Genomic DNA, 11,227 nt, shown 5'->3' with positions numbered 1-11,227 from the left:
GGTCCGTCCGGTCCGCAGGCAGGCGGTAAGCTCGCGACGCAATGCTCCTCGGCCTTGAATGAACAGGGCCTGATAAATGGCCTCATGGCTGATGCGCATCGTCGGGTCCTCTGGAAAATCGAGCCGCAGGCGCCGGGCGATCTGTTCGGGGCTCCACGCCTTGGCCCACCGCCGGTCCTGCCGACGCCCATGACGGCGAGCTTTCCAGGTCACGGCCGGCCCAGGGATCGCCACGCCGTCCGGGGCAACCACCGCGCCGGCCAGACGCTCCTGCACGTAGTCGCGCAGGACTGGATTGACTACGAGCTTGGCCGGTTTAGGCCGGCGCGCCGAACGGTCGGCGTGCCACTGCGCGGTCGTCGCCCGATATTCCAACCCTCCCCCGCGGGTGGCGGCATTGCGCCGCAGCTCGCGGGAAATGGTCGAGGCCGCTCGGTCCAGTTGGCGAGCGATCTCCCGCACGCCGAACCCCTGGGCTCGCCGCAGCGCGATCTCCTCCCGCTCCGCAAACTGCAAGTACCGTTCTGAAGGCAGCTTTGCCGATGATGCAAACCCCGCTGGTGGCATACCCCCCGCCTCTCGGAACCACCGCGTCCCCACCGCGGGCGACACCCCGGCCAGAGATGCCGCATCCTCGCTCGCTTGTCCCGTCGCAATCGCCGCCCAAAACCGCCGACGATCCTCACGCTGTGCTGAGGGGGGCCGGCCAGGTGACCGCTGAGGAGCCCGCCCAGACCGATCCGATCGCCGCTTCCGTGTCTTCATCGCAACCTCCTGCATCAGGCTGTTGCGACGACCGCTTGAATCCGCCCGCGGCTTGGTCGCCGGAGGCCAGGGGGCCGCCGCCGGCTGTGTGGGGAGCTGCGGCGGCCCCCCTGTCCGGCCGCGTCGGCGCCAGTTACGCAGCACCGAAGGCTGGATATCCAGCTCCTTGGCAATGTGCTCCAACGGCCGACCACTGCTCTCCAGCAGGGCGACCGCCTCTTGCTTGAACTCGTCCGTGAAGAAGCGCCGTCCCTTCGTCATCATTCACCTCTCCGCTCCCAGCCGGAGCTTAGCAGAGGTGTCCACTGAATCGAGGGAGAGCCATCTTACCCCTCCTCCTGATCCCATTGCCATATTGGTGGACATCACCAACCCGATGCTGGTGCTCAACACGGTGGCAACCGATGCGTACGAGAGGCTGGAGAGCTACAATGCCAACGACACCATCCAGGGCCTGGGCGGGGTCGATTCCATATATGGCTATGGCGGCGACGACCTGTTCTACGGCGGCGCCGGCAACGACACGCTGGCCGGCGGGCCGGGCAACGACATCTACCGGTTCGCACCCGCCGGCATCCGGTACGACGAGCATTTCCTCCGAAGCCTATCCGCAGATCGATGCGGTCATCACCGCCCCGTGGCGGTGATGACCGCCGCGGCGTCTCCCGTGCGGCGAGCCGGGCGCCATCGCCACGACCGTCTCCCGGCGGACGATGCGCAAGGTGATCGCGTTGACTTCCGCCCAAGCCGCTCCTATAGGTGGCAAGATCGCGTTCGCTCAACTCTTGTGGGTCGAGCAGGGGCCAGCGCTCCTCGTCTCAACCGGGGCCGTCTTCCGATGCAAGATCTCAGCTCCCGAGCCGCCGTCCTGAGAGGCCTCATCGCTCGACTGCAAGGCCCAGCCGGAACCGGCGAGGCGCTGAGGGAAATTTCGGAAAGCTGCGACGCCGCACGCGCGGCGGGTTTGGGAAGCGACGCTGCGGCGATGGAGACGCTGGACGCCGCGACCGCCGGTCTGGACCCCATTCTTCGGGAATCGGCATTGGCTCATGTTTCGGGCGATCTGCGCCGGTACGTGAACATCCTGAACATGCTGGACAATGTCCTGGACCTGGCGCCATTGGACGGCATCAACCAGATCTACTGGTCCATGCAGCGCCAGCTTTTCCTGATACGGATGGACATGGCGTCGGTTCCGGAGTTCCTGACCGGCCGGCTGCTCCCCTTTTACGAGCGATTCCTGCGACAGATATCCTCGCGGCTGGGGGCGGTGCCGGCCCCGCGTCGGGCGGGACGGCCGGACACGGGCAAGGTCGTCATCGTGACCAACCAGTTCCTGTCCGACCAGCACCAGCCATCGCGCGACCTCCTGCTGCTTGCGGTCCGGCTGCAGCGGGACCTCGGCCGGACGGTGCTGGTGCTCAACACCAACATGATGCCGGACCGCTATTACAGCCCGTTCGTTCCCCCCTTCGCCGCCGCCGTCGAGGAACGGCTGTCCGGCGAGCAGACGATGCGGTTTGAGGACGAGACGGTCCGCACGCTGTCTTCCACCGCACCCGGCATCGCCGCGGAGAAGGTGAACGGCTTCCTGACGGCCGTGGACGCCTTCGATCCGGATCTGGTGATCGCCTTCGGCGGTTCGGTCGTCGTCGCCGATCTTCTGGAGGGCGTGCGCCCGCTGCTGTGCATCCCCACCACGACCGGCCAGACCATCTCGCTCGCCGACATCGTGCTGGATTTCGGAGGTCGCGTGCCTCCCGCCGGTGAGGGGCGGCTGGCCCGCTCCTGGCGGCCTTTCCGCTTCGGCCTGTCGCTGCGCCGCAGCGGCGACACCGCCACGCGCGCGGAGTTTTCCATTCCGGATGCCGCGTTCGCCTGCATCGTCGTCGGCAACCGCCTGGACGCGGAGGTCGATGGCGATTTTCTGGAGCTTCTGGACCGGATTTTGGACGCGGTGCCGCAGGCGCTGGTGCTGTTCGCCGGGGGAGCGGAGGCCTTGCCCGGCCGGCTGTCCGGCCGCCGCCACGCCGCGCGGCTGCGCGGCCTTGGCCATGTCGATCGCATGGAGGCGCTGCTCCAGGTCTGCGATCTATTCCTGAATCCACGCCGCACCGGCGGCGGAGCGGGTGCGGCACAGGCGCTGGCCGCCGGACTGCCGGTGCTGTCCCATGCCGGCGGCGATGTGGCCAGCGTGGCCGGCCCCACCTTCCTGGTCGCGGATGACGGGGCATTCGTCGCCCGCGCCGCGGCTTTGGCGGCCGATCCGGCGCTGCTTGCCGCGGCGAGAGACGAGGCCCGTGCCCGCTTCGCGGTGGTGGAGCAGGAGGGCAGCAACCTGCCGCAGCTCGCCGCCTATATGGCCGAGGCGGTCGCGCTGTTCAGGAAGCCGGGGTAGACCGTGCGATTCCTTCTATGCGGACAAGGCACGTCCGAAATCCTGTGGTCGATCCATGCGGCCCTGGTGGATCTCGGCCATGAGTCCGTGTTGGCCTTGCCCGACATCACGCAGGACCTGATCGACCGGCGGGTCGACGTTCTGTTCGTTCTGAACCTGTTCGACATTCCGCGCCCGACGGTGGAGATGCTGCGCGCCTACATCGCCGGATACGGCGTGCCGCCGGCCGTCGTCCACATCTGTCTGAAGCATCCGCTTGAGGAAATCGGGGCACGCTCGACGGAACAGATCCGCGAAACCGACCGGTGGATGACGGAAAACGACATTTCCATGTGGTGCATGTGCCGGGGATCGGCGGAACAGTCCGCCCGGCTCGGCCTGACGCGGGTGTTCCACGAGCCGCTCGGTGTACATCGCTGGATCTGCACCAGCCCGGCGCAGGGCGGTTCCGTCGATCTGTACAAGCGGTGGATGTCGCACGGGACACCCGGCCTGCAACGCCATCCCTACGCCGCGATGAAGGGACCGTCCGACACGGGGGAGGCGGAGGCCCTGGTGCGGGGGCGCTGCCTCTATCTGGGGCAAGGCTGGCCGGGCCACATCGAATCCGGCCGCGAGCCGGTTCCCCCGGCGGTCCACCGCCATGCGGAAGCCGTGTCCGCCACGATGATGGAGCGGCCGACGCTGCACAGGCTGCAGGCCATGGACCTTTGCGGGCTGACGGAACGGTCGGCGGACCCGGCCTGGACGCTGGATTTCAACCGTGCCTTCACCATCGCCTTCGCCGTCGAGAACCGCCGCCGTTTCGCCCTCGCCTTCCGGCGCGGCTTCGGCGAGGTTTTCTCGCTTTGGGGCAATGGCTGGGAACGGTTTGGGATCGCTTCCGAACCGGTGTCATCCGCGCCACGCAACGCCTACCACGCCGCCGGAGCCTGCGTGGATTTCGGCAGCCTCGCCTACGATACGGCGATCTTCCCAAGGACGCTGGAAATCATCAAACGGGACGGGTTGCTGGTGAGCTGGCGGCACGCGGACACGGACCGGCTGTTCGGCCCGCATGAGGATGACCTGACCTTCACCGGCGAGGCGGACGCGCTTCAGGTCCTGTCGGCACTGGCCGGAGATGCCGACCGCCGCGCAAGGCTGCGGTCGGCACATCGGGACTGGGCCTTCGAACAGCTGGCCCTCACCGCCATCCTGCCGAGGATCATTGCGAGATTGCAGGACTGACCGGGTCCGTTGTTCATCGCCCGTGCGCATGGTGCGTCGCCACCGGGCTTCCTGGGCGCCGGATCGGTGCCCCTATTCGCTCAGCGCGAAGGCCACGGCGGCGGCGGCGTGGAGCGCCGTCGTGTTGAACATCGGGAATTCCGGCCGGTCGGTCTGATCGACGAGCAGGAAGATTTCCGTGCAGCCGAGGATCACCCCCTGCGCCCCTGCGGCGGCCAGCCGGTCGATGATCTCCAGGTATTGGGCTTTCGACTCGGGGCGCAGGTCGCGCCGCACCAGCTCGTCGAAGATGATGCGGTCCACCGTCGCCTTGTCGGGGTCGGACGGCACCATGATCTCGACCCCGAAGCGCTCCTCGTAGCGGCGGCGCAGGTCGTCGGAGAGCATCGTCGGCATGGTGCCCAGCAGGGCTACCCGCGACAGGCCGGCGGCCCGCATCGCCGCACCGGTCGGATCGGCGATGTGGATGAAGGGGGTGGTGCGCCCTTCCATGATCGGCTCGACCACGCGGTGCATGGTGTTCGACACGCACAGGATCACGTCGGCTCCGGCACGCTCCAGCGCGTCGACCTTGCCGGACAGGTAGCGGTGCGCGGCATCCCACTCGTTCCGGCGGACGAAATGCTCGATGTTGCCGAAATTGACGCTGACGATGACGATCTCGCCGTTGTCCCAGCCGCCGAACCGGGCGTTCAGCCCCTCGTTCAGCAGGCGGTAGTATTCGGCGGTGGCCTGGTTGCTCATGCCGCCGAGGACGCCGATGGTCTTCTGGGGCAGGGGCCGGGCGGTGGGCGTCGTCATGTCGTGATCCCGTCGGTTGAGGCCGCGGATGATAGGGCGGCCGTGGCGGATCGCCAACCGTTCAGGCCTTCTCCACGGTCCGCCCCTCCTGGGTGAATAGGTAGGGGACGAAGCTGCGATGGTGCTCGTCCACCGACAGCTGGCTGCCGATGGGCGGGAAGGCGCGCTGCTGGCAGTCGGTGCGCTCGCAGATGCGGCAGTTCACGCCGATGGGCACGGCGGCGGCCTCGTTGGAGGTGTCGATGCCGGCGGCGTAGACGATCTCGTTGGCGTGCGTCGCCTCGCAGCCGAGCCCGACGGCGAACTGGCGCGACGGCTTCAGATAGGCGCCGCCGCGCTTGGTCACCGTGCGGGCGATGCCGATGTAGGTGGTGCGGTCGGGCATGGTGGCGAACTGCACCAGGATCTTGCCGGGCTGGGCGAAGGCCTCGTGCACGTTCCACAGCGGGCAGGCGCCGCCGAAGCGCGCGAAGTGGAAGCGCGTGGCGGAATGGCGCTTGGTGATGTTGCCGGCCATGTCCACCCGCACGAAGTAGAAGGGCAGCCCCCGCGCCCCCGGCCGCTGCAGGGTGGACAGCCGGTGGCAGACCTGCTCGAAGCTGGCGCCGAAGCGGCTCTGCAATTGCTCCACGTCGTGGCGCAGCGCGCGGGCTTGGGCGGCGAAGGCGCGGTAGGGCAGGACCAGCGCCCCCGCGAAATAGTTAGCGAGCCCGACCCGGCAGATCGACCGCGCGTCCTCGCTGGAGAACTTCGCCTGGGCGACCCGTTCTTCGATCACGTCGCCGAAGCCGAGCAGGGCGATCTGGTGCGCCATGTGAAAGGCGCGGCTGGGGCCGTTCAGCAGGGCGGACAGGCGCAGCGTGCCGGTGCTGCCGTCATAGCTGCGCATGGCCGTCTCGCCGTCGTCGGCGACGATCTTCACACGCACGTCGTGCCGCCGCTTCAGGTAGGCGGCCAGCTCGTTCAGCAGGGCGCCGGAGTGGATCTTCTCCGTGTTCCAGAGATTTTCCGCAGCCTCGTCCAGCGGGCCGATGTAGTTGTTGCAGTAGTGGAAATAGTCGCGGACCTCCTCGTAGGGGAACTGCGGCCCGGCGAAGGCGTCGCTCGGTTCCTGGTTGGACAGGCTGTCGGCCAGCGACTGTACCCGCTCGTGAAGCTTCTGATAGGCTTGGTGCAGGCTCAGTACGCGGCGGGCCAGCTCCGGGCTGGAGCCGACGGCGCTGCGCAGCTCGGCGTTGGTCAGGGGCGCCCCGGCGAACAGCGGGTCGGCCAGGGCCTCGCGCAGGTCCGCGACCAGACGGCTGTCCTCGTCCTCGACGAAATTGGACAGGTCCACCTCGAACACGGCGGAGATCTTCAGCAGCACCGGCAGGGTCAGCGGGCGCTGGTTGTTCTCGATCTGGTTCAGGTAGCTCGGCGACAGATCCAGCGTCTTGGCCAGCGCCGCCTGGGTCAGTCCGCGCTGTTCGCGCAGGCGGCGGAGCTTGTAGCCGAGGAAGAGCTTCTGCATGGACCCGCCTATCACCCGAAGATTATGCCGAAGTGCATATTTGCAATCTTGGCAAACCGCGCGCTGCGTTTGCAAAGATGTTCGCAACTTCGCACATTTTTCCCGCCCGGCCAATTGCCCTGTTGCAAATCTTGTGAATAATCCAGGCGTTCCGGTGAGGGGACCGCTGCCACAAGGTTCGCAAGGTCCTCCGCCGCTCGCCAAAGTGGGAAACGCCTGATGCAAGAAATTCTGGCCAAGTTGGATGCCATGCGCTCCGGTGCGCGGCTGGGCGGCGGCGAAAAGCGCGTCGCCGCGCAGCACGCCAAGGGCAAGCTGACCGCGCGGGAGCGCATCGAACTCTTCCTCGACGAAGGCTCGTTCGAGGAGTTCGACATGTTCGTGCAGCACCGCTGCAACGACTTCGGCATGGAAGGCCAGAAGGTTCCCGGCGACGGCGTGGTCACCGGTCACGGCACGGTGAACGGGCGTCTCGTCTTCGTCTTCAGCCAGGACTTCACCGTCTTCGGCGGCTCGCTGTCGGAAGCCCACGCCGAGAAGATCTGCAAGATCATGGACCAGGCGATGAAGGTCGGCGCGCCGGTCATCGGCCTGAACGATTCCGGCGGAGCCCGCATCCAGGAGGGCGTGGCCTCGCTCGGCGGCTACGCCGAGGTGTTCCAGCGCAACGTCAACGCCTCGGGCGTCATCCCGCAGATCTCGCTGATCATGGGGCCGTGCGCCGGCGGTGCGGTCTATTCGCCGGCCATGACCGACTTCATCTTCATGGTGAAGGACAGCTCCTATATGTTCGTGACCGGCCCCGACGTGGTGAAGACGGTCACGCACGAGGTGGTGACGGCGGAGGAGCTGGGCGGGGCGATCACCCATTCCAGCAAGTCCGGCGTCGCCGACATGGCCTTCGAGAACGACGTGGAGGCGCTGCTCCAGCTCCGCCGCTTCATCGACTTCCTGCCGGCCTCCAACCGCGAGCGGGCGCCGGAGCGTCCCTGCACCGACCCGATCGACCGCGACGACCTGTCGCTCGACACGCTGGTGCCGGAGAATCCGAACAAGCCCTACGACATGAAGGAGCTGATCCTCAAGACGGTCGACGAGGGCGACTTCTTCGAGCTTCAGCCGGACTATGCCAAGAACATTATCATCGGCTTCGGCCGCATGAACGGCAGCACGGTCGGCATCGTCGCCAACCAGCCGATGGTGCTCGCCGGCTGCCTGGACATCGACAGCTCCAAGAAGGCCGCGCGCTTCGTGCGCTTCTGCGACGCCTTCGAGATTCCGATCCTGACCCTGGTGGACGTCCCCGGCTTCATGCCTGGCACCTCGCAGGAATACGGCGGCATCATCAAGCACGGCGCCAAGCTGCTGTTCGCCTACGCCGAGGCCACCGTGCCGAAGATCACCGTCATCACGCGCAAGGCCTACGGCGGCGCCTATGACGTGATGGCGTCCAAGCATCTGCGCGGCGACATCAACTACGCCTGGCCGTCGGCGGAGATCGCGGTGATGGGGCCGAAGGGCGCGGTGGAGATCATCTTCCGCGGCGACATCGGCGACACCGCCAAGATCGAGGCGCGCACCGAGGAATACCGGCAGAAGTTCGCCAACCCGTTCGTGGCGGCGTCGCGCGGCTACATCGATGACGTCATCATGCCGCACGGCACTCGCCGGCGCGTCATCAAGGCGCTGTCCATGCTGAAGAACAAGCAGCTCCAGAACCCCTGGCGCAAGCACGACAACATCCCGCTCTGAAGGCGCGCCGCCCCATGACGACCCTGTTCTCAAAGATCCTGATCGCGAACCGCGGCGAGATCGCCTGCCGCGTCATCCGCACGGCGCGCCGCCTGGGCATCAAGACGGTCGCCGTCTATTCGGACGCCGACAAGAACGCCCTGCACGTCGAGATGGCCGACGAGGCCGTCCACATCGGCGCCGCCCCCTCGGCGCAGAGCTATCTGCTGATCGACCGCATCGTCGACGCCTGCAAGAAGACCGGCGCCCAGGCCGTCCATCCCGGCTATGGCTTCCTGTCGGAGAAGCGCGAGTTCCAGGAGGCGCTGGCAGCATCCGGGATCGCCTTCATCGGCCCGGACGCCCACGCCATCCAGGCCATGGGCGACAAGATCGAGTCCAAGAAGCTCGCCAAGGCCGCGGGCGTCAGCACGGTGCCCGGCTATCTGGGCGTCATCGCCGACGACAGCGAGGCGGTGACCATCGCCCGCGACATCGGCTACCCGGTGATGATCAAGGCGTCGGCCGGCGGCGGCGGCAAGGGCATGCGCGTGGCCTGGAACGACGAGGAGGCCCGCGAAGGCTTCCGCTCGGCCCAGAACGAGGCGCGCTCCTCCTTCGCCGACGACCGCGTCTTCGTCGAGAAGTACATCCAGCAGCCGCGCCACATCGAGATCCAGGTGCTGGCGGACGGGCAGGGCACGGCGCTCTACCTGGGCGAGCGCGAATGCTCGATCCAGCGCCGGCACCAGAAGGTCATCGAAGAGGCGCCGTCGCCCTTCCTCGATGCCGCGACCCGCAAGGCGATGGGCGAGCAGGCGGTGGCGCTGGCCCGCGCCGTGGACTACAAGTCCGCCGGCACGGTCGAGTTCATCGTCGACGCCGAGCGCAACTTCTACTTCCTGGAGATGAACACCCGCCTCCAGGTGGAGCATCCGGTCACCGAACTGGTCACCGGCCTCGACCTCGTCGAGCTGATGATCCGCGTCGCGGCGGGCGAGAAGCTGACGCTTCGCCAGGAAGACATCCACCTGCATGGCTGGGCCATCGAGTCCCGCGTCTATGCGGAGGACCCCTTCCGCAACTTCCTGCCCTCCACCGGCCGGCTGACCCACTACCGTCCGCCGTCGGAGGACCCGCATGTCCGCGTCGACACCGGCGTCTACGAGGGCGGCGAGATCTCCATGTACTACGACCCCATGATCGCCAAGCTGTGCAGCTGGGGGTCGACGCGCGACGCCGCCATCGCCCGCATGCGCGAGGCGCTGGACCAGTATTACATCCGCGGCGTCAGCCACAACATCCCGTTCCTCGCCTCGCTGATGGCCAACCAGCGCTTCGTCGAAGGCCGGCTGACCACCAACTTCATCGCCGAGGAATACCCGACCGGCTTCCACGCCTCCGACCTGCCGCCGGAGGAGCCGGCGGTCCTGATCGCCGTCGCCGCGGTGATCCACCGCTGCCTGAACGACCGCGACATCCAGATCACCGGCAAGATGCCGGGCAACAAGATCCGGGTGCGCGACGACTGGGTCGTCGTGATGGACGGCACGCAGCATCCGGTCCATGTCCACCCGACGGATGGCAGCCCGCAGCGCATCGGCTACACCGTCGATCTCGAGGGCAGGCACCATGTGGTGTGGAGCGACTGGACGCTCGGCCAGCCGCTGTTCCGCGGTACGGTGAACGGCGCGCATGTCTGCGTCCAGGTGGACCGCGTCGGCGTCGGCTACCGCCTGTCCCACTCCGGCAGCCAGGCGCTGGTCAAGGTGCTGACTCCGAACGCGGCGCGGCTCGACGCGCTGATGCCGGTGAAGGCGCCGCCGGACATGTCGAAGTTCCTGCTGTCGCCGATGCCCGGCCTGCTCGTCTCGGTCGCCGTGACCGAGGGGCAGGAGGTCAAGGCCGGCGAGGTGCTGGCCGTGGTCGAGGCGATGAAGATGGAAAACATCCTGCGTGCGGCGCAGGATGGCACGGTGTCCAAGGTGCACGCGACGCCCGGCTCCAGCCTGGCGGTCGATCAGAAGATCCTGGAGTTCGCGTGAGCCAAGCGGGCTCCGACATATAGGGAAAGGTAAGGACGATGGCTTTCGCAAACACGCTTTCGCAGCGTGCCGCTTCGCTTCTCGAGACGGTCGCCCCGCGGGGCGGCCTGCTCACCGCCGCCACCGCGGCGGTTCTGGGCAGCCTGCTCCTGGCCGCCTCGGCCAAGGTGCAGGTGCCCTTCTGGCCGGTTCCGATGACGATGCAGAGCATGGTCGTCATCCTGCTCGGCATGGCCTACGGCAGCCGCCTCGCCACGGCGACGGTCCTGCTGTATCTGGCCGAGGGTCTGGCCGGCCTGCCGGTCTTCGCGGGTCCGGGCACCGGCCCGGCCTACATGATGGGGCCGACCGCCGGCTACCTGCTGGGCTTCGTCCTGGCCGCCGGCGTCACCGGCTGGCTGGCCGAGCGCGGCTGGGACCGCAGCCCGCTGAAGGCGGTTGGTGCTCTGGCGATCGGCCATGCCCTGCTGTTCGTTCCGGGCGTGGCCTGGATGGCCGTCCTGTTCGGCGGCGAGAAGGCCGTCGCGCTGGGCCTGACGCCGTTCCTCGCCGCCACGGTCCTGAAGACCGCGCTGGGTGCCGCGATCATGCAGGCCGCCTGGAAGGTCGTCACCCGCCGGTCGCAGGCGTAAGGTCGGGGTTGTACTTGCCCCCACCCTAACCCTCCCCCGCTGGGCGGGGGAGGGGACCAGTTCTCCCTCCCCTGCGTCAGCGGGGGAGGGCCGGGGTGGGGGCAAGCGCGCCACC

The 11,227-nt window shown here is 67.7% G+C and carries 8 protein-coding genes and 1 pseudogene; 5 read left to right on the top strand and 4 right to left on the bottom strand.

Features of this window, described 5'->3' with window-relative positions; all coding sequences use genetic code 11:
- On the bottom strand, positions 1 to 765 hold a 765-nt coding region (locus tag JJL56_RS26845; RefSeq protein ID WP_211111990.1), incomplete at its 3' end, for a helix-turn-helix domain-containing protein.
- Between the two features lie 126 nt (positions 766 to 891).
- A pseudogene (locus JJL56_RS26840) lies at positions 892 to 1,026 on the bottom strand (transposase); the annotation flags it as partial.
- Here JJL56_RS26840 and JJL56_RS26835 point away from each other — a divergent pair.
- The gene (locus JJL56_RS26835; RefSeq protein WP_200486951.1) at positions 1,001 to 3,163 is read left to right on the top strand and encodes a glycosyltransferase; all 2,163 of its coding nucleotides are present in this window, start codon (positions 1,001 to 1,003) and stop codon (positions 3,161 to 3,163) included. The pseudogene JJL56_RS26840 and the gene JJL56_RS26835 overlap by 26 nt on opposite strands.
- Positions 3,164 to 3,166: 3 nt before the next feature.
- Positions 3,167 to 4,393 (top strand): hypothetical protein, encoded by a 1,227-nt coding sequence (locus tag JJL56_RS26830; protein ID WP_145629043.1) that lies wholly within the window; start codon positions 3,167 to 3,169, stop codon positions 4,391 to 4,393.
- Between the two features lie 72 nt (positions 4,394 to 4,465).
- Here the strand turns inward: JJL56_RS26830 and JJL56_RS26825 are convergent, their stop codons facing one another.
- Together JJL56_RS26825 and JJL56_RS26820 are read right to left on the bottom strand one after the other, a co-directional pair.
- On the bottom strand, positions 4,466 to 5,194 hold the full coding sequence (locus JJL56_RS26825; RefSeq protein ID WP_145629041.1) for an aspartate/glutamate racemase family protein: 729 nt from the start codon (positions 5,192 to 5,194) through the stop codon (positions 4,466 to 4,468).
- Between the two features lie 61 nt (positions 5,195 to 5,255).
- Positions 5,256 to 6,704 (bottom strand): helix-turn-helix domain-containing protein, encoded by a 1,449-nt coding sequence (locus JJL56_RS26820; RefSeq protein ID WP_145679376.1) that lies wholly within the window; start codon positions 6,702 to 6,704, stop codon positions 5,256 to 5,258.
- Between the two features lie 219 nt (positions 6,705 to 6,923).
- Between JJL56_RS26820 and JJL56_RS26815 the strand changes: the two genes are divergently transcribed.
- From JJL56_RS26815 to JJL56_RS26805, 3 genes are read left to right on the top strand one after another with little or no spacing between them, the layout of a single operon-like run.
- The gene (locus JJL56_RS26815; RefSeq protein WP_035678801.1) at positions 6,924 to 8,456 is read left to right on the top strand and encodes an acyl-CoA carboxylase subunit beta; all 1,533 of its coding nucleotides are present in this window, start codon (positions 6,924 to 6,926) and stop codon (positions 8,454 to 8,456) included.
- 23 nt (positions 8,457 to 8,479) lie between these two features.
- Positions 8,480 to 10,480, top strand: a complete 2,001-nt coding sequence (accC, locus tag JJL56_RS26810) for an acetyl-CoA carboxylase biotin carboxylase subunit (RefSeq protein ID WP_200486954.1) — start codon at positions 8,480 to 8,482, stop codon at positions 10,478 to 10,480.
- A 38-nt stretch (positions 10,481 to 10,518) separates the two neighbouring features.
- Positions 10,519 to 11,112, top strand: a complete 594-nt coding sequence (locus tag JJL56_RS26805) for a biotin transporter BioY (protein WP_200486950.1) — start codon at positions 10,519 to 10,521, stop codon at positions 11,110 to 11,112.
- Positions 11,113 to 11,227: the final 115 nt, after the last annotated feature.

The sequence above is a fragment of the Azospirillum aestuarii genome, from assembly GCF_016632405.1.
GTDB lineage: Bacteria > Pseudomonadota > Alphaproteobacteria > Azospirillales > Azospirillaceae > Azospirillum > Azospirillum aestuarii.
The sequence above is the reverse complement of the archived record's forward strand: the minus strand, read 5'-3'. Positions and strand labels throughout refer to the sequence as shown.

What these genes read in the sequence shown, in the direction of transcription:
- JJL56_RS26825 (WP_145629041.1), bottom strand. Translation starts at nt 5,194, where the DNA reads ATGACGACGCCCACCGCCCGGCCCCTGCCCCAGAAGACCATCGGCGTC.
- JJL56_RS26820 (WP_145679376.1), bottom strand. Translation starts at nt 6,704, where the DNA reads ATGCAGAAGCTCTTCCTCGGCTACAAGCTCCGCCGCCTGCGCGAACAG.
- JJL56_RS26815 (WP_035678801.1), top strand. Translation starts at nt 6,924, where the DNA reads ATGCAAGAAATTCTGGCCAAGTTGGATGCCATGCGCTCCGGTGCGCGG.
- JJL56_RS26805 (WP_200486950.1), top strand. Translation starts at nt 10,519, where the DNA reads ATGGCTTTCGCAAACACGCTTTCGCAGCGTGCCGCTTCGCTTCTCGAG.